We start from the raw sequence: 17806 nt of genomic DNA on the forward strand, positions 1-17806 counted from the left end.
ATGTTAACTCTCTCTTCTGTCTGTAAAAAAGCCAATATCTTCTGCCATTTGTTTTCATCTAAAAAAACCAACTTCATCCTCTTTCCTCTATAAATTATTCTCTCTATCCTAACATAAGATCAACACGACCTAGCTCCCTCCTTCCCCCTGGACCCAACGCGGGAGCGCTACTCCATGTACCTAGCCAAGGTGCATCTATTACCCTGGCTCTATTGGAACCGCATGCTCAAGGGCAAAAAGTTTGAGGCAGACATCTTCAAGCCCATCAACAAGTTGGTGCATCGCTACTAAGGCTCTTGGATCCCTCGCCCCTGACCCCTCTCCTCTGGGAGAGGGGAGTTTTTTTAGAGGCAGGCTTTTAGCCTTTTCAGCATCGGCAGCGCCGTGCGCAGGCCGCCTGAGTATTCGCGGAACAGCCCACCGGCAGGTGATTTTTGGCCCTTCCAAGCCGGCTGTAAGCTCCCCAACCCCAGCCACTCACCCTTTTTCGCAAGCAGAACCAAGTCTGACTGCCTCTAGATTGTCCTGGGAATTACTGAGGAAGATCGCGGACAAAGCTACAAAATATTTCTTAGTATCAATGTTTTTTGAGATGTAAGGCTTTGCCGCATAACTTTCCCCTAGTCTCCGTAAAGACCGGATAGGCTAAGTGTGAAAGTCTCATCTAAGGATGTTATCATATGTCCGACGAAGAAGAGCTAGGGTATCTCATCAAGAGGCGAAATGAAATTAATGAAATTATAGAGCAGCAGAGAAATATCCAAGCCATTATTCAGGCTCCAAGGAATTGGCGAAAACGGGATATTTTGCGTCAAGCAAAAGAGTGGGGCTGGGAAATTGTTCAGCGACGTGCCAGACATAGCACGCAGGCTGTTCGGGGTGATTTAAGAATTCCTATTCCCGGACACGGCGGCGGAGATACTTTGAAAGTAGGATTAGCTCACAAAGTCTTATCCGAACTAGCAGAGCCTGTACTCAGAGAGCTGCAGCTTCAAGAGCAAGAGTACAGCGACCTACTTATTAGCTTTCCAGCGAATAGAGGTGTTAGCTTTAGGGTTGAGGCGGATTTACTAACTAAGCAGATTGAGTTTCTGGAAGAGCAGAACCAAAAACTTGAATTTAAAATAGTCGAGACTGAGGAAGCAGCTCTTAGTTTGCTCACCGAGAAAGAACTTGAGAATCAGCGGCTAGCCAACAGAATGAGAGAGCTTGTGGAAGAGCAGCTTCAAGCGCAAGAAGTTCTCGGTCATGCTATCGTAGCTCTGAAGCAGCTCAAGCATCTCTTCGACCAGCTTCAGAATGCGGTAAACCAAATTCCCATCCTATGGGTTAAGAGCTTATTGCAAAGTTACCTGAACAACATCAAGTCTGTTTTTGAAACCAACTTGCTCTCTGCCGGTTCTAGAAAGTTGCTTCAGGAGAAAGAACAGGAGTCTTATCAAGGGAAGTTGCCTCAGGAGAACAACCATGGGTCTCATCGAGAGTCTTGAAACGGCAATCGCGACCTCGCGGCGCAACTATGCTGAGCTTGTTAGCTTGACAGACCAACTCATCACCGAGCAACAGCAGCAAGGTCAACGAAATTGGCTGCGGCTGAATGCCAAGCCCTGGACCGTAGCGACTCTTAAAAAAACCTTTGCTTCCTTTGCAGCAGCTCGAGCTTACTTTGGCAAATGTTATGGCTTAAAGGCAAGAGGGTGGAAAACTTTAGCAGAGCAGGTCAATACCGTTGAGACGGCATTGATTCACTTGGGTCTAGCTATTCGCGAAAACCCACAAGAAAAGAGCATCTCCCCTTTCAAGAATTGATGGCTACCCATTTTAGTCATTTCAAGCCAGGTTTTTTAGAAACAGGCTTTTAGCTTTTTCAGCACCACTCGATCCAGCGTCAGCAGCGCCGAGCGCAAGCCACCCGAGTAGCCCCAAAAAAAGCCGACAGGCAGATGTCCTGGCGGTGCATCCAGGCTGGTTTTGAGCTCGCCGTACCCCAGCCAGCGACCTTGGATCCGCCAACCCACGGCTTCCCCCATACACTCTTCGCGGGGCAAGGCGGAGAAGGATCGCGATCTGCCTATTGAGGTTCCTCCGGGGTCGCATCCTTGCCACAGTTGCTTTTGAACGCTAAAGCCAAAGCGCCCATGGCTGGCCCGCACCCACAGTTGGTCAATCAGCCGCAGCATGGGGCAGGGGAAGGCCTGAACATCCTTGGGATCAAAAAAGCCCACTTGCGAGCGCCCAGCAAGCTTCAGCATCAGGGCTGTCGTCCAGCGATCCGCCTCCCCCCACTGCCCCGCTCGCAGCCGATCCCACAGACCTTGCAAGGCAGGGGCTGCTTCCCCCACCCACTCTGGCCAAGAGAGAGTTCCGGGCAGGGATCCCCCCTTCCCTCTCTCCTCTGGACAGACCTCAGGAAAAATCAGGGATCCGGATCCCTCTTCTCTTCCAGCTTTTTTGGCAGTGGCAGGGGTGGGAGGTGCCACCAGTTGCTCTAGCTCTTCCGCCGAGTGCCGGGACAGGAGCTGTTCCAGCTCGTCTTGGGGTTGTGGAGGCTGGGCCAAGATCTGCTCCAGCTCCCTCAGCTCTTGGGTGCGGATGGCTGGCTCAAAAGCAACCGGCTTCCTCCCTTGTTGAGAGGCTTCTGCCGGTAACAGTGCCAGCCACTCGGCCATGGTTTGCGGGCGCTCTTCTGGGTGGAGAGCCATCCCTTTGAGAATGGCAGCCTCCACAACCTCGGGAATGTTGGGGTTAAGGCTGCGAGGGGTATCCAACTGGCGGCCTGTGGCCCGCACTGGCGCACACATAGGCACCATCCCCGTCAGCGCCGTGTAGAGGGTTGCTGCCAAGGCGTAGACATCGGTGAAGGCGCCGCGGCGGCGCAAGCTGTCGTATTGCTCTAGAGGAGCATAGCCATCGGTGCCGTAGGAGGTGTGGCGTTGGATCAGACCTTGGGTGTAGCCGCGAGCTAGGCCAAAGTCGATCAACACCGCCTGCTGGGATCCCTCCCGCACCATGATGTTGGATGGCTTCACATCCCGATGCAGGATCCCCTGTTCGTGCAAGGCCATCAGGGCAGATCCCACCTCCCGCGTCAGGCGCAGGGCTTCCGGCAGGGGCAACGGCCCTTTTTGCCGCAGAAGCTGGTGCAGAGTCTGGCCGCGGATGTACTCCATCACAATACACCAGCGCTCCTGCTCCCAGATCACTTCTTCCACCTTCACCACATGGGGGTGGCGGCAGCGGGCCAGTTGCAGCGCCTCATTCATGAAGTTCTGCTGGAAGTGGGGATAGTCGGGATCCTCACGAAGGCTGTCGTTCAAAACTTTGATAACCACCTGGTCAGCACGAACGCTATCCCAGGCCCGGTAGGTGATGCCGAAACCCCCCTCCCCCAAAACGGCCTCGATGCGGTAGCGTCCCCCTTGCAATTGTTCACCAACTGCCCAAGCCATACCTGACCCCCGCCTCTAGGGCCATTGTGTCACGGGGATCAGTAAATTGACGGCACATAAAACTGCTTAGAAGTCTACGGGCAGCACTCCCGTCTTCACCTGGAAGGTGCGTGCCTGTCCATTTCGGATGACCCGCAGCGTCAGCGTATTGCCCACCCCGGCGGCTTCCACCAACTGCTGCACCTGCTCGGCATCGCGGATGGCCTGCCCATCGACCTCGATGATCACATCCCCTTCCTGCAAGCCGATTTGCTCAGCTGGGGATCCCGAAATCACCTGCCCGATCAAGACCCCTTCTTCCACTGTCAGCGTGGTGGGGCGAGCGGGGTCGCGGTTGAGGCGCGCCACAATGTCAGGGTTGAGGGTGATCATGCGAATGCCCAAGAAAGCGTGCTCTACCCGACCATTCCGGATCAATTGCTCGGCAATTTCCATGGCGCGGTTGATGGGGATGGAAAAGCCGACGCTCTGAGCTCGCTGGAAGATGGCCGTATTCACCCCAATCACACGCCCTTCCGCATCCAGCAACGGGCCGCCCGAGTTGCCGGGGTTAATGGCCGCATCCGTTTGCAGGAAAGTCACCCGCTTGTTGACAGCCCCAATTTGCCCGGAGGAGCGCCCAACAGCACTGATGATCCCGGCAGTCACGGTATTGTCTAGGCCTAGCGGGTTGCCAATGGCGATGGCCCAATCCCCCGGTCGCACCAAGTCAGAGTTACCCAGGGTAACCGTGGGCAGATTCTCCCCCTCAATTTTGATCACTGCGATATCGGTAACCGGATCTGAGCCCTTCACCTCTCCTTCAAAGGTGCGCCCATCCAGCAGGTGAACCCTGACCCGCTCGCTACCTTCCACCACATGGGCGTTGGTGAGGATCAGGCCACTGGCGTCGATGATAAAGCCCGATCCGGTGCCCTCCTGCTGAAACTCCTGCGGCAACTGCGGTATCTGATTTCCAAAGAAGCGGCGAAACAGGGGCTGGTTGAACAGTTCTGGGTTGACCCCCCTCGACACAGTGCGGGTGGCATCGATGCGCACCACCGCTGGGCCGACCTTTTGGGCGACTGCAGCAATAAAATTGGAAGGCCGGACAGCATCGGCGGGAGGAGCAGAATTCGCAGCCTCAGGGCGGGGCTCAGACCAGGGCAAAAGGGATTCCACTCCCTCACTGGCCCGTCGCGTCCAAGTGACCAGGGGAGTTTGCTGTAACCACTCCTGCCCCGCTCGAGACGATAGCCAGACCCCACCTGCGACGCCTCCACCAAACAGAGCCATCGCCAAAAGTGTATGCCGTAGAATCCGCGCCATGCTCCCTCCCAAAGCTAAGCCGTATCGCCAAGACTCAAAAGGCGTGAACCCGCTCCCCCGACTTACGCCATCAAGACCCAGTTCACTCCTGGTCTATTCTATCTATTCCTACTCTTTACTTTTGGATGTTCGGGGTATGTGTGCTTACCCTAGCAAATCTTGCGGACAGAGGCAGTGCTCGAAACGCCCAAAATGATCGGGGATCCGAGTATGCTCCATTCCTCCGAGCCGCAAGGGTGGGATCTGTGGCAGCGCCACCGCGCCTGGATGCAGTTGGCCTTGCGAGAAGCTGAGCAAGCGGGAGAAGCCGGAGAGGTTCCGGTGGCCGCTCTGGTGGTCGGGCCAGGGGAAGAGCTGTTGGCCCTGAGCAGCAACCGGCGGGAACGGGATCGGGATCCCACGGCCCATGCGGAGATTCTGGCCCTACGGCAGGCAGGGCAACGGCTGGGAGATTGGCAACTGCGGGGCTGTCGGCTGTACGTCACGCTTGAGCCTTGCCCCATGTGTGCCGGGGCCATCAGCCAATCGCGGCTGGCCCAGGTAATCTACGGCGCCGATGATCCCAAGGCCGGGGCTTTGCGCAGTGTACTCAATTTGCCAGCTTCTGCCGCCAGCTTCCATTGCCCGGAGATCATCGGCGGAGTTTGCGAGGTCGAGTGTCGACGCCTATTGCAGCAGTGGTTTTGCCGCCGCCGCGGGATCCCCTCTGAGCCGGCTGAATCCTGACCGAGAGACTGGGGGCGGAAAATTCTGGGTTGAAGTCGTGCATCTGCAGGATGTTTTTGATACTGTCATAACGGGTTCGGCTGGCCCTTGCCCGGGATCCCGCACCAGCCTCAAAAAAGGCTTTCCGAGTGCGGGATCTCTTGAGCCCAACGGTGGCCGCTTGGGTTGTTGAGGGTGCGTCGGCCCTATGCCTGGATTCTCAAAACCCGACTTGTCTGGGATCCCTCGCTGGCTATGCCCAGCGGCGGGTAGTCTTTCACAGAGGATTGGTGTGTGACTATTGCCCTCTCCTTTTCTCCTCTCCCATCAGCTTGGCTTAGGAGTATTGCCCTTCTGGTTTGGGCTTGGCTGTGCTTGACCTTTCCGGTGCAAGCACGGGTGCTGCTGCGGGTGGCTGTTGCCGTCAACAAGTCTCAGGTCACGATCGGCAGCTCTACTGGAGCCCGCCTGTTGAATGCCCAGGGACAACCCCTGGCAGAGGTTCAGGCCATGCAACCGCTGCAGGCCAGCCGTTCGGGTTCAGCAGTCAGTTTGGCTGGCCAACAGGGAGAACGTCTTTACCTGCAGCCCACTGTCCCCGATGGGTTGGTGTTTATTGACCAGAATTGGTACCGCGGCTGGGTGGAGCTGATCCCTGGCGAGCGCGGGGTGATTGCCATCAACCAAGTTGGCTTGGAAGACTACGTTTCCAGCGTGGTGGGCAGCGAGATGGGACACCGTTTTCCCATGGAGGCTCTCAAAGCCCAAGCCGTGGCCTCCCGCACCTATGCCCTCTACCACCGCAGTCGCCGTTCCCAGCAGCCTTTTGACTTAGGAAACGGGATTGATTGGCAGGTTTACAAGGGAGTGGCTGCCGAATCCAGCCGTACCCAAGCGGCTGCCCGTGAGACCGCCGGGCAGGTTCTCATCCACCAGGGGCAGTTGATCAATGCGGTTTTCCACTCCTCTGCGGGGGGACATACGGATGATGCAGGCAATGTCTGGTTAGAGTCGCGGCCCTACTTACAGGGGGTGCCGGATTTCGATCAGCACTCACCGGTGTTTAGCTGGACGGCCACCGTTCCTGCCCAACAGATTCAGCAATTGGCTGCCGGGATCGGTGCCATTCGTTCTGTGGAGGTACTGCGCAGCTCCCCGTGGGGACGGGCAATCACGGTGCGCTTGACGGGATCCCAAGGGATCAAAGATCTCAATGCCGGCGATTTTCGTCGGGCTCTTGGGTTGCGCAGCACAAAGATTGCCATTAGCCCGCGCGGGGAGGCCACCACTACGGCCAGCCTGGCTCCTGTGGCAGGGACATTCCCGGCTTTCTTTGAGATTCAGGGGCGCGGCTACGGGCACGGGGTGGGCATGAGCCAGTGGGGAGCTGCCGCCCTGGCCAGCCAAAACTACTCTTACCAACAGATCCTCAGCCACTACTACCGCAACACCAGTCTGGCAGTGGTGGAAGGACGTTAAGGCTCAACTTCAAGGAGAAGCCAACAAAATAATCGATTGGTAGCAAAAGTAGCTGCAGTTTTTAAGAGCTTATGAGAAGCAGCATTTTAATTGAACCGGAGGGGTTCCCCAAGGGTTCGTTGGGGTTCTGTAGATTTTGTTAACTTTGAGTTAACTCTAATGTTGCACCATCTCTTACGATAGACGGGCAGCTTCTAGACGGGCAGCTTCTGCCGGAATCGAAAGCTGGCCTGCCTGCGACCCCTGTTTTTGAAGGCTCCGCGCTGCTGTGGCAAGATCGGGAGAAGCCCTGGAAAATTTGGGTTACGTCCCCTGAAGATTTTGTAGAGATCTTGAATTCCCCCCTCAGAATCCTCAGGATCGGCTCAATAATAATTGAGATACGTTTACCAGCATCGACCTCTACCTCTTCTTTTTCGAGCCCATAACTTTAACCCCAGGTATCTGTCCTATGTCCATTGCCACCTTAGCTCCTGCTTTTCCCGAACGTTGTCCGGTGCTGCCGGAAGCGCTCACGCCCCTGTGCGAGATCGCCCGCAACTATTGGTGGACCTGGAACCCCGATCACCTCACCATTTTCCGGGAAATGGATCCCGCCCTGTGGGAAAAAACCTCCCACAACCCGGTGCGCATGCTGGAGGAGGTTTCCTACTTGCGGTTGGCAGCCTTGGCCACCGATGTGAACTACCTCAACACGTTGAACCGGATGGTGCAGTCCTATCGGCAGTACATGACGGCTGAGGATACCTGGGCCAAGCGCACCATGAAAACCTACGACTGGCAGCGTCCTATTGCCTATTTCTGTGCCGAATACGGCTTGCACGAGTCTTTGCCCACCTACTCTGGCGGGCTGGGTATGTTGGCCGCCGATCACCTCAAGTCGGCTTCAGATTTGGGGGTGCCCCTGGTGGCCATCGGGTTGCTCTACCGTCAGGGCTACTTCCAACAGCGCCTGGACAACAATGGCTGGCAGGGGGAGCTTTACGAAGACTCTGAGTTTGAGTCTCTGCCGTTGACTCTGGTGCGCCAGCCGGATGGCAGCCCTCTGTTGGTGGAAGTGGCGATGCGGCAGCGGTTGGTGAAGGCGCGGGCCTGGCGGGCGGACGTGGGCCGGGTACCTCTTTTTCTGCTGGACACCGACCTGCCGGAGAACGACCCCATCGACCGCTGGATTACCGCCCACCTCTACGGGGGCAGCACCGATACCCGCATCGCCCAAGAGTGCATTCTAGGCATCGGTGGGGTGCGTCTGCTGCGCCAGTTGGGTTTGGATCCCATGGTCTATCACATGAATGAAGGGCACGCTGCTTTCCTAACGCTGGAGTTGCTGCGGGAGGAGGTGGCGCGGGGCACCCCCTTCGAGACGGCGGAGGCCAAGGTGCGGGAAAAATGTGTGTTTACCACCCATACACCGGTGCCGGCTGGCCACGATGCCTTTAGCCCCAATGAGATGGATGCGTTCTTTGCCTCCTTCTGGCCTCAACTGGGCCTGACGCGGGAACAATTTTTGGCCTTGGGAGCTCGGCGCACCGGGGATCCCTGGGAGCGCTTTAACATGACGGTGCTGGCTTTGCGGTACGCGCGGGCGGCCAATGGCGTAAGCAAGCTCCACGGACGGGTTTCTCGCGAAATGTGGCGTGTGCTCTACCCCGAGCGATCGGTGGATGAGGTGCCCATCAGCTCCATTACCAATGGGGTTCACGCCCGTACCTGGGTTTCCCCTCTTTTTTGGAACCTCTACGACCAGTACTTGGGCCCCGATTGGCCGGAGCGGGTGTCAGACCCGGAACTGTGGGCCAAGGTGGAAGAGATCCCAGATGAAGAACTGTGGCGGCGCAAAGAGGCTCTGCGGGAGCGGCTGGTGTCTTTTACCCGTCACCGGGTGTTGCGGGCCCGGCGCAATCGCGGCGAAAGCAATGAGCGCATCCAAGCGGTCAACCAGTTGCTGGATCCCAAGGTCTTGACGATTGGGTTTGCCCGCCGCTTCAGCACCTACAAGCGAGGAGATTTGATCCTGCGAAATCTGGAGCGAATTACCCGCATCTTCACCAACAAAGAGTACCCTGTGCAGATTATCTTCGCCGGCAAGGCCCATCCCCGGGATGAAGGGGGCAAGCGCCTGATCCAGCGGGTGGTGGAATGGTCCAACCGGCCTGAGGTGGCCAACCGAGTCGCCTTCATCGAAAATTACGATGCCTATGTCGCTCGCAATTTGGTGCAGGGGGTCGATGTGTGGCTGAACAACCCGCGACGCCCTCTGGAGGCCTCCGGCACCTCAGGACAAAAGGTGGGCTTCAGCGGGGGATTGAATTTGTCGGTGCTGGATGGCTGGTGGCCGGAGGGTTACAACGGTCGCAATGGCTGGGCTATTGGCCAAGAAATCGAAGGTCTGGATCCCGCTGCCCAAGACGACTTGGACGCCAACTCCCTCTACGACTTGTTGGAGTATGAGGTGATCCCCATGTTCTACGACCGGGACGAGAAAGGGATCCCGCGCCGCTGGATTGCCCGCATGAAGGAGGCGATCCGCACGCTCAACCCCGTTTTCAACACCGACCGCATGGTAGCGGAGTACGTGCTGAAAATCTACGAGCCTCAGCCCCTGGAAGCAGAGGCGAGCCGGACTTTGTTGGGTTCGGCTGTTGCCGGCTAGGGTGGACTCCCCCTCTCCCAGCGCAAATCATACAAAACATTGGGATCCCTCTCTCCTCAAGAGGAAAAGCAGGGATCCCGGGTTTGCGCTTGGGGAAAAGAGACTAGGCGCTGGCGTTGACGGCCATAGGCAGAGTCAGCGGCTCTGGCTCCTCTTCGGGGGGCAGCATCACCACCTCAGAGTTGTCGATGATGGCCTGCAGCTCTTCCCCATCGATGGTTTCGGCCTCCACCAAACGACGGGCGATCCGATCCAAGAGGGCACGGTTTTCCCGAATCAAGTAGGTGGCCCGTTGGTAGGCCTCGTTCACCAGCCGCCGCACCTCTTCGTCAATGAGGGCCGCTGTTTCCTCCGAGAAATCCCGTTCTGCGGCGATTTCCCGGCCCAGGAAAATGTTGGTGTACTGGCGACCTAGGGCTACATTTCCCAGGCGATCGCTCATACCGAAGCGGGTCACCATGTTGCGGGCGATGCGGGCCACCTGTTGCAGGTCGCTGGCTGCCCCCGTGGTGATCTCCGACTCTCCGTAGACCACTTCTTCGGCCACACGCCCACCCAAGGCAACGGTCATCATGTTCTTCAGATGGGCACGGGTGGTTAGTCCCATGTCGTCATCGCTGGGCATGAACCAGGTGAGGCCACCTGCTTGTCCCCGGGGGATGATCGTCACTTTTTGGATGGGATCGTAGTTGGGCAAGAGGGATCCCACCAGGGCATGGCCCGCCTCATGGTAGGCCACCAACTCCTTGCGCCGTTCGCTCATCAGCCGATCCTTCTTCTCTGGGCCGGCCAACACCCGATCCACCGCGTCGTTGATCTCGTCCATGGAGATCTCGGTGAGGTTGCGGCGGGCTGCCAGAATGGCTGCTTCGTTCAGGAGGTTGGCCAAGTCGGCGCCGGTAAACCCAGGAGTACGGCGGGCCAACTTCTCCAAATCCACATCCGCAGACAGGGTTTTGCCGCGGGCATGCACCTTGAGGATTTCTAGCCGGCCCTGAAAATCGGGGCGATCCACCGTAACTTGGCGATCGAACCGGCCAGGCCGTAGCAGCGCCGCATCCAGCACATCCGGTCGGTTGGTGGCCGCAATGACGATGATGCCGGAGTTGCCCTCAAAACCGTCCATCTCGGTGAGCAACTGGTTCAGGGTCTGCTCCCGTTCGTCGTTGCCACCTCCCAAGCCAGCTCCCCGCTGGCGACCGACTGCATCAATTTCATCGATGAAGACGATGCAGGGAGCATTTTGCTTGGCCTGCTCGAACAGATCCCGCACGCGAGAAGCGCCGACCCCGACAAACATCTCCACAAACTCAGAGCCAGAGATGGAGAAAAAGGGCACACCTGCTTCTCCGGCTACGGCGCGGGCCAACAGGGTCTTACCGGTGCCGGGCGGGCCCACCAGCAGCACCCCGCGGGGAATCTTGGCTCCCAAAGCGGTGAAGCGCTCTGAATTTTTCAGGAAATCCACCACCTCTGCCAGCTCCAGCTTGGCCTGATCGATGCCGGCCACATCGTTGAAGGTAATCTGGGTTTTCGGCTCCATCTGCACCCGTGCCCTGGATTTGCCGAAGTTGAGAGCTTGGCTGCCTGGGCCATTTTGAGCCCGCCGCAGCAGGAAAAAGAGCCCCAGCAAGAGCAAAACCGGCAGGAAGAAGGTGCTGAGAATGCGCCCAAGTAGCCCCTCCTCTTGGACAGGACGCACGGCCAGCTCCACCCCGTTGGCAACCAGGGTGTTCTCAAACTCGGGGGTAAGGGGGGGCAGATTCACCTGCACTTGGGTGGCGCGGTTGTTGATTTCTGCCTCGGCAATGGCAACTTGGCGACCATCCGGGGCCGTCTCCACCAAAACTTTGCTGACCTCGCCCCGTTCGACGCGGCTGATTAGGTCGGAGTAGCTGATCTCCAAACGCTCAGCCGGGCGGGTACCCAAGAAGGTGGTGGCTAAAGAGATCAAGACGATGGCCAGTAGCGCATATAACCCCGCGCTTCTCCATTTCTTGTTTTTACCTTTCTGACTCACGGAAGTGTTTCCTCCCAAAGGGTGTTTTTGAATCGAACTCGCAGATGGCGACTTGTGGGTAACAATCTGGGGTCGAGTGGGTTCTTGCAGCAACAGACTGTTAATTAATATTAACCTGACTGAGAGGGTTGCCGGGGATCCCTGCAATTCCCCTCTTCTGGCCGGGAGTTTGGGGATAGGATTGAGAGACCAAGGCTGGACCGTCAGTCAGAACAGGTGGTGTTTTTTCCATTCTCATTCCAGCTTGCCCAGGGATCCCTATGCTGACTCAACTGCGCGAACTGAGCATCGCTGCCGACGGACGGTATCTCAGGGATGAGGAGCTGCAGTTCATGGAGACCTACCTAGCCTCCTTTGACCTTCGCCTGAGCGCCTATCGCAAGATCCAGGCGGCGGAAGCCCAGATCATCCGGGATGTGGAGATGAAAATGCGCGCGCTGGATCCCTACTTGCTCATGCGAGGGGTGGAAGACTTTAGCAACAAGTGGAAAGCTGACACCGTTCGGGTTCTGCGCCTTTCGGCTTTGGCCATGCTCCTGGACGATGAGCAACGCTACAAAGATCGATTTCTCTACTGGTTCCAGACCTTAATGCGGGCCTTCCGCACCCAACGCAGTTGCGAGGCCACCTATCGCTTCCTACAAGAAGTGATAGCCAATTACCTCACCCCCGAAGAAACCAAGTTGATCAGGCCAATTCTGGAAACCAACCGCACGCTGTTGGGCCTTAACTAGGCCGCCGTCCCGGCGGGCTCTTCAGAGTTGGCCGGCTCAACCACCTCCAGCTCATCAGCTTGGAGATGCGCACGGAACTTGTTGTCAAACTGCACCTGAAAGGGAAAGTTGGCGCTGATCGGGCGGCCATTCCAATCCCGAAGCACGGCCTTCAGCTCCCCTTCCATGCCTTTGAGGTCAAAAGGTTGATTGCGATGTTCCGGGTGGTGATAGACAATCACGCTGGTACGCACCCGCACCCGATCTCCAACTTTCATGTCTTGCCCTCCTAACAAGGCGGCCCACCACAGGAACCCACTGGAAACACTCTAGCTCAATCTCTAAGCAAACCTTCGAGATGTGGAGAAGTATGTGGAAAGTAAACTACCCGACCCTGACTGCTTCGCAGTACGGGGCGGGCTTTCGGTAGCCCTGCAGTTGGCAAGCCAACCACGAACCTCTAGGCTGGTTTACAGCAGCCCCCAAAAGCGCAATCACATTCGCACCATTCAAATCCGCATCCCCTTCCCATCCACAGTGCCCACACTTAAACTTCTTTCCACTGCGATAGGATTGCGCAGGGTCGGGATGAATGTGCAAACACCGGTGGCAGGTCTGCGACGTGTAGGCAGGCGGAACAAGAATCAGAGCAACCCCCGCACGCAGAGCCTTGTATTCCAGAAATTGACGGAGTTGATAAAACGCCCAACTGTTGGCCCTGCGCCGTTCGGCTTTGCTGCGTGGCTGTTGATTGACCCTTTCCCGGATCCCTGTCAAGTCTTCCAGAGCAATAGCGCTGTTTGTCGCCTTTGCCCTAGAGACAATAGCTTTGGAGATGCGATGATTGACCCACGCCTGAAAGCGTCTTTCCTTGCCAGACAGCCGTTGCAACAGTTGACGGCATCTGCGCCGCGAACTGCGGGTGCCCTTACTGGCTTTACGTTGGAGTACCGCCCTCAGCTTGGAGTAGTGGTCGCGGACTCGATTCAACTGCTGTCCATTCCAATTGTCCCCCTCTGACGTATGGGCGATATCCGTCCTGCCCAAGTCCACCCCGATCACCTTGTCGGTATCTTGTTGCTTGGGCGGGTTTTTCTCTACGCAAATCTGGATGTAGTAGGAGCCGTCCTTCCGCTGGACTAGGGTGGCCGATTTGGGGTTGGAACCAGCCAGCATCCCACGCTGGTAGTTGCCAATGGCTAGTTCAAAGCGCTCTCGCCCTTCCACCGTGGTCAGCGACACCGTCCAGTCTTTTTGACGGAACGAAAAGATACGGGCGTCGTAGGTAACAAAGCCGCTCTTAAACTCCTTGACGGGACGCTTTTTCTGCTTAGCCACTTTGCGGGAACCCGCTACCCGTCTGCACACCTGTTGAGCCAAGTTACTGGACAAGCCAAACCGGGCTCGAATCTCGTAGTAGCAAAGGGATTGGAGTTTGACTGCGTTGACTACTTTTTCTGGTGTGTTTTGGTTGACCCAGTTCAATGCCTGTACAAAGGCATCCATCGTCGCGTCCAATTTGGCGGCTTGCGACGGGGACACCTTGAGCTTACAGGATATGGTCAGGACTTGGGTCATGGTTCTATCATAACTTCCGCATTCCTCCCGACACTGACCCTACGGGTACAGTGCGGGGCTCCTGCGATTTCTAGCTGAAACAGTAGTTTGTATTTTCCTCAGGGTCATCTTCATGTTGGGAAGCCCCAGAACATCCCCTCAAAGTCAACCCAGAGAAAGCCCGTCTCAACCAATGGGATCCCTCTGGAGCCAACAGCGCCGCTCACTGGATCCCTGGGTTGTATAGATGGGATCCCTATTGGGCAGGAGGCTGGTTTCGCCGGAAAAAGCTGCGTCTAGCCAATCTCAGCTTCCACCGGGATCTGGGAAAGAGAGAAGGCGACCTTTTGTTGCTGATACATTTACGCTGAACACTGCTGAACATCACTGTTCAACTATGCAGCGATAGCATTCTGTTTGTTTCCAAACAGAATGGCGGTATCCCGCAAAGCTTTGAGTAGAATACCCAAAGCGCAGTTTCCGTGTCGTCTTACTACCAATTTTCTGCTTTGCTTTGGCTACCATGTTGGCAGACTCGAAAGTAAACAGAAAGATCAACTGGTAGTAATCCGTACTGAACATATTATACATTATTATTATTTTCAGTATAGTTGAGCTTATTATTGACTAGAGTCATGCTCCACCAAGCGGTCGAATTCTCGCTCGAAGGTGACCAAGGCCCGGTTGGTTTTGCCCCCCAAGTAGAGCCCCGTCTCCGTTTGCAAAGCCCAGATTTGGCTGTAGCTGAAGTAGCTCATCACCACCCCCACCATCAACAGGCCAAATCCGAGATACACCGCAGGGATCCCTGGATCGGATTTAATTTGCAGTCCGGTAGCGCCGATCACCTCATCCAGATACAGAGTGAGGGGGTTGGGGAAGCGTTGGGGAGCGACCTCGTCGAGGGCCAAGCTCATGCCTTGGCGCAGGGATCCCATCCATTGCCCTTCAGTGTCGTAGAGCAGGGCTGTCCCCTGCAAATCCGGCAGCAGCAGCGTGAGGCCCTGGCTCATGTCCGGCTGGGTGGGCACAAAAGCGCCCCAGAGTTTGTTGCCTGCCTCGGTGCGCACCGGCACCACCGGGATTTGAAAAGAGGGGCTATTGTTGATGCGGATGCGGATGCTGTCGATGCTCCAATCGGCTTGGTAAAGGGTCACACCCCGGTAGGAGAGAGGATGGTTGACGGAAATGGTCTGACGTTTAACCTCCTGACCCTGATCCAAGATCGAGAGGTCGGAATAAAACTGCTTGACACGGCCATCGGCAGCGTAGTCAATCCAGAAGCGATTGGCCCGAATTTGCCAGGTGGGCAAGTGAGCGCGAGCCAGATCCCCTGCTCCGGTCAAGTGTTGAATAGAAGCCACGCCGCCGCTGGGAATGAGTTCTTGGGCCTTGAAGCCGCTAATGCTGCCCCAAATCGCCCCCAGCAAGATCAGCAGCATGCTGACATGCACCAAGATGGGGCCGATCCTGCCGATTAACCCCTTGCGGGCGTAGAGGTAATGGCCCTCCTGAAACACCAGATAGCCCTGTCGACGCAACTGCTGCGGCAGCCCTTGTAAGGATTGTTGGGGCAGATACGTCCAAAAGGGCAGGCGCTGAAAAGACTGCGGACGGGTGAGATAGCTCCAACGGCGAGCCACCTTGAGCATTGGCCACTGGCGCGTAAAGGAACAGGCGATAAGGCTGCTGCCGAACAGGATCAAAATGGCCAGAAACCAAGGGGTGCGGTAGACGTGATCCAATCCCAAGTTCAGGATCACCCGCCACGTGAGAAAGCCAAACAGGGCCGGATGCTCCGGATAGTGGGCTTGATAAAAAGCCGCTGTTTCCTCTTGCTCAATTACCGTGCCGGTGGCGCTCAAAACCGCAATCGCCAACAAAAGGCCAATGGCCAGGCGCAGATCCGCCAGCAGCGGCAGCAGCTCATGACGAAAGTACCGCCGCAGCGAGGAAACCCAGCGGGCAAGCGGGAGAGAGTATATGACCATGAGAAGTTTGTCGGCTCAAGATTCAGACCGCTGCTCTTGCCAGGCAAGGTGCAGTCCCCAACAGGGTGCTGTAGGTGTAGCCCCATCTTAGCCTGCAGAAGCAGGGATCCCTTAGGCCCAAGCCGACAAGATTGTTACGCTGCCGAACCCCACCAACATCACCCCACTGGCGTAGGTGAGCCAGCCCGACCAGCGCCGCAAGGCCAACAGTTGCTTCACCGCTCCGGTAAACACCCCCGCCAGGAGCAGGGGAAAGGCCAACCCCAGCCCGTAAGCCAGCAACAGCCCACCCCCTACCCATGGCTGCCCTGTGGTGGAAACCCAAGCCAGCAAAGCCACCAAAACCGGCGTACTGCAGGGAGAGGCCACCAGGCCAAAGGTTAACCCCAGCAACACTGCCCGGCCTAACCTGGGCCATTTCCCGGGGATCTCGAGGCGGTTAAACCCATCGGGAAAACGCAGGGGGAGCACCTCCAACAAGTTCAGCCCCATCAAGATGGCAATTCCCCCCGCCACAGTGGGCCCAAAGGATCCCGTTTGTCCGTAAACGCGACCCAGCAAAGCTGCCGACAAACCCAGCAGGGTCAGGGTAAAAGCCATGCCAGCCGCAAAACCCAGGGATTGAGCCCAGACCTGCAGCCGCCCTTCCCCAGCCGTTTCCTCAGAAGCGGGGGTGTAGCCGCCGATGTAGGCGATGGTCACCGGCAGCATAGACAGCGTGCAGGGGGAAAGACTGGTGAGCAAGCCCGCCAGACCCACCACCAACAGACTAACGGGAGAAAGGTGCTGCAGTTGAAACTGAACCAGCTCAGTTGCCCATTGTTCCAGTTGGTAAAGCCAAAGCTGAGCCGTGCTCAACATAAGCTCGATCTGTCCACATAAGCTCAAGGTAGCATGAACTCCCCCGCCCCCCTGGGATCCCCAGTCTTGGGGGAGTACGTCTACTGTCCATTCCCACCGCGCAGGTTGTGAGGAATTCCGCGAGGATGGTTGACGGGGAACTGCTGCCATTCCTGTTGAGCTCGTTGCAGCACCAGGAGCAATTCGTCCCACCTTTCGCCATCGATCAACTGCTCTATCTGTCGCAGCTGAGCTTGGTAGCTGCTCAGGGCAGTCAGCAGCGCCTGCCGGTTGTGGCGGGCCATCTCCAAACCCAATTGCGGGATCCCTCCGCCAACACGGCTGGTATCGCGGAATCCGCTGCTGGCCAAAGTGCGGGCCAATTCCAGAATCGCGGGATCCCCTTCTTGGCTAACCGCTGCGATCAAACTGGCGCTGACCATAACTGGCAAATGGCTGATCCAGGCCACCGCTCGGTCATGGCGGGCGGGATCCGTGAGGACAGCTTCTGCGCCAATGGCAACAACCAGCTCTTTCATTGCATCGAGAGCCTGAGGTTGGGTCTCGGCGATGGGAGTGAGCACGTAGGGCCGCCCCCGAAACAAGTCAGCTTCTGCCGCTTGGATCCCTTGCAGGCTTTTGCCGGCCATGGGGTGCCCCCCCACAAACCAGGGCCACAATTCGGTTGCCGGAGCAACGATGGGCTGCTTAACCGAGCCGACATCGCTCACCACGGTTTCTGCCGACAAATAAGGCAACAGGGCGGCTAGCGTGGCCAACACCTGCTCCAGAGGGGTACAGATCAGCACCATTTGCGGATCAAAGCGAGCCAACTGGGCCAACTCGGTTCCACAGCCTTGGACAGCACCCCGTTCCAGAGCCTGTTTGCAGGTGGCCGGGTTGCGGCTTATCCCCCAGACGGGATATCCCTTTTCGGTCAGTTTGAGGGCCAGGGATCCGCCGATCAACCCCAACCCGACAATGGCAATGCGCATAGTATCTCAGTAAGCCAGTGAAACTCCTTTTTGGACACCACCAACAACCGCTTCCAGGTGTAGTAGGAGGCCGCTCCCGTAGCTCAGCGATACTCG

14 protein-coding genes and 2 pseudogenes are annotated in these 17806 nt (G+C 57.2%); 7 read left to right on the top strand and 9 right to left on the bottom strand.

The window, feature by feature from the left end; genetic code table 11:
* Window positions 1-77 (bottom strand): annotated as a pseudogene (locus tag ACVWXZ_RS08760) (IS5-like element ISSoc13 family transposase); the annotation flags it as partial.
* Between the two features lie 61 nt (window positions 78-138).
* Here ACVWXZ_RS08760 and ACVWXZ_RS08765 point away from each other — a divergent pair.
* From ACVWXZ_RS08765 to ACVWXZ_RS08775, 3 genes and pseudogenes are all read left to right on the top strand, one after another.
* Window positions 139-291: pseudogene (locus ACVWXZ_RS08765) on the top strand (NAD(P)/FAD-dependent oxidoreductase); the annotation flags it as partial.
* Window positions 292-680: 389 nt separating this feature from the next.
* Entirely contained in the window at window positions 681-1490 is an 810-nt protein-coding gene (locus ACVWXZ_RS08770) for a hypothetical protein (RefSeq protein ID WP_457402860.1), read from the top strand.
* The gene (locus ACVWXZ_RS08775; RefSeq protein ID WP_414331053.1) at window positions 1468-1809 is read left to right on the top strand and encodes a hypothetical protein; all 342 of its coding nucleotides are present in this window, start codon (window positions 1468-1470) and stop codon (window positions 1807-1809) included. The genes ACVWXZ_RS08770 and ACVWXZ_RS08775 overlap by 23 nt, the downstream gene beginning before the upstream one ends.
* 35 nt (window positions 1810-1844) lie before the next feature.
* Here ACVWXZ_RS08775 and ACVWXZ_RS08780 read toward each other — a convergent pair whose 3' ends face one another.
* Together ACVWXZ_RS08780 and ACVWXZ_RS08785 are read right to left on the bottom strand one after the other, a co-directional pair.
* The gene (locus ACVWXZ_RS08780; protein WP_457402862.1) at window positions 1845-3449 is read right to left on the bottom strand and encodes a serine/threonine-protein kinase; all 1605 of its coding nucleotides are present in this window, start codon (window positions 3447-3449) and stop codon (window positions 1845-1847) included.
* Window positions 3450-3515: 66 nt separating this feature from the next.
* A complete protein-coding gene (locus ACVWXZ_RS08785; protein ID WP_457482406.1) occupies window positions 3516-4757 on the bottom strand; it encodes an HhoA/HhoB/HtrA family serine endopeptidase in 1242 nt (413 codons plus the stop codon).
* Window positions 4758-4967: 210 nt separating this feature from the next.
* Here ACVWXZ_RS08785 and ACVWXZ_RS08790 point away from each other — a divergent pair, with 210 nt between their 5' ends.
* The 3 genes from ACVWXZ_RS08790 to glgP all read left to right on the top strand — a co-directional run bounded on the left by ACVWXZ_RS08790 (window position 4968) and on the right by glgP (window position 9594).
* Window positions 4968-5483: a nucleoside deaminase gene (locus ACVWXZ_RS08790; RefSeq protein WP_457441691.1), complete on the top strand. Its 516-nt coding sequence runs from the start codon at window positions 4968-4970 to the stop codon at window positions 5481-5483.
* 273 nt (window positions 5484-5756) lie between these two features.
* On the top strand, window positions 5757-6941 hold the full coding sequence (locus tag ACVWXZ_RS08795) for a SpoIID/LytB domain-containing protein (RefSeq protein WP_457440891.1): 1185 nt from the start codon (window positions 5757-5759) through the stop codon (window positions 6939-6941).
* A 451-nt stretch (window positions 6942-7392) separates the two neighbouring features.
* Window positions 7393-9594 carry an alpha-glucan family phosphorylase gene (gene glgP / locus ACVWXZ_RS08800; RefSeq protein WP_457482407.1) on the top strand — a complete coding sequence of 734 codons (2202 nt, stop codon included), beginning with the start codon at window positions 7393-7395 and terminating at the stop codon, window positions 9592-9594.
* 103 nt (window positions 9595-9697) lie between these two features.
* Here glgP and ftsH read toward each other — a convergent pair whose 3' ends face one another.
* Window positions 9698-11614, bottom strand: a complete 1917-nt coding sequence (gene ftsH / locus ACVWXZ_RS08805) for an ATP-dependent zinc metalloprotease FtsH (protein WP_414349995.1) — start codon at window positions 11612-11614, stop codon at window positions 9698-9700.
* A 260-nt stretch (window positions 11615-11874) separates the two neighbouring features.
* On the opposite strand from ftsH, the gene ACVWXZ_RS08810 reads away from it, so the two are divergent.
* Window positions 11875-12348, top strand: coding sequence for a globin family protein (locus ACVWXZ_RS08810; protein ID WP_011432275.1), 474 nt, complete (start codon window positions 11875-11877; stop codon window positions 12346-12348).
* Here ACVWXZ_RS08810 and ACVWXZ_RS08815 read toward each other — a convergent pair.
* From ACVWXZ_RS08815 to ACVWXZ_RS08835, 5 genes are all read right to left on the bottom strand, one after another.
* A complete protein-coding gene (locus tag ACVWXZ_RS08815) occupies window positions 12345-12605 on the bottom strand; it encodes a ferredoxin-thioredoxin reductase variable chain (protein WP_414332109.1) in 261 nt (86 codons plus the stop codon). The genes ACVWXZ_RS08810 and ACVWXZ_RS08815 overlap by 4 nt on opposite strands.
* A 106-nt stretch (window positions 12606-12711) precedes the next feature.
* Window positions 12712-13905, bottom strand: coding sequence for an RNA-guided endonuclease InsQ/TnpB family protein (locus tag ACVWXZ_RS08820; RefSeq protein ID WP_457482408.1), 1194 nt, complete (start codon window positions 13903-13905; stop codon window positions 12712-12714).
* Window positions 13906-14504: 599 nt separating this feature from the next.
* Window positions 14505-15875: a cytochrome c biogenesis protein gene (locus ACVWXZ_RS08825; protein ID WP_457402873.1), complete on the bottom strand. Its 1371-nt coding sequence runs from the start codon at window positions 15873-15875 to the stop codon at window positions 14505-14507.
* A gap of 111 nt (window positions 15876-15986) precedes the next feature.
* Window positions 15987-16736 (bottom strand): cytochrome c biogenesis protein CcdA, encoded by a 750-nt coding sequence (locus tag ACVWXZ_RS08830; protein ID WP_457402875.1) that lies wholly within the window; start codon window positions 16734-16736, stop codon window positions 15987-15989.
* An 80-nt stretch (window positions 16737-16816) separates the two neighbouring features.
* Window positions 16817-17710: a prephenate/arogenate dehydrogenase gene (locus ACVWXZ_RS08835; protein ID WP_457439591.1), complete on the bottom strand. Its 894-nt coding sequence runs from the start codon at window positions 17708-17710 to the stop codon at window positions 16817-16819.
* Between the last annotated feature and the right edge of the window lie 96 nt (window positions 17711-17806).

This window comes from Thermostichus sp. MS-CIW-38, from assembly GCF_054058415.1.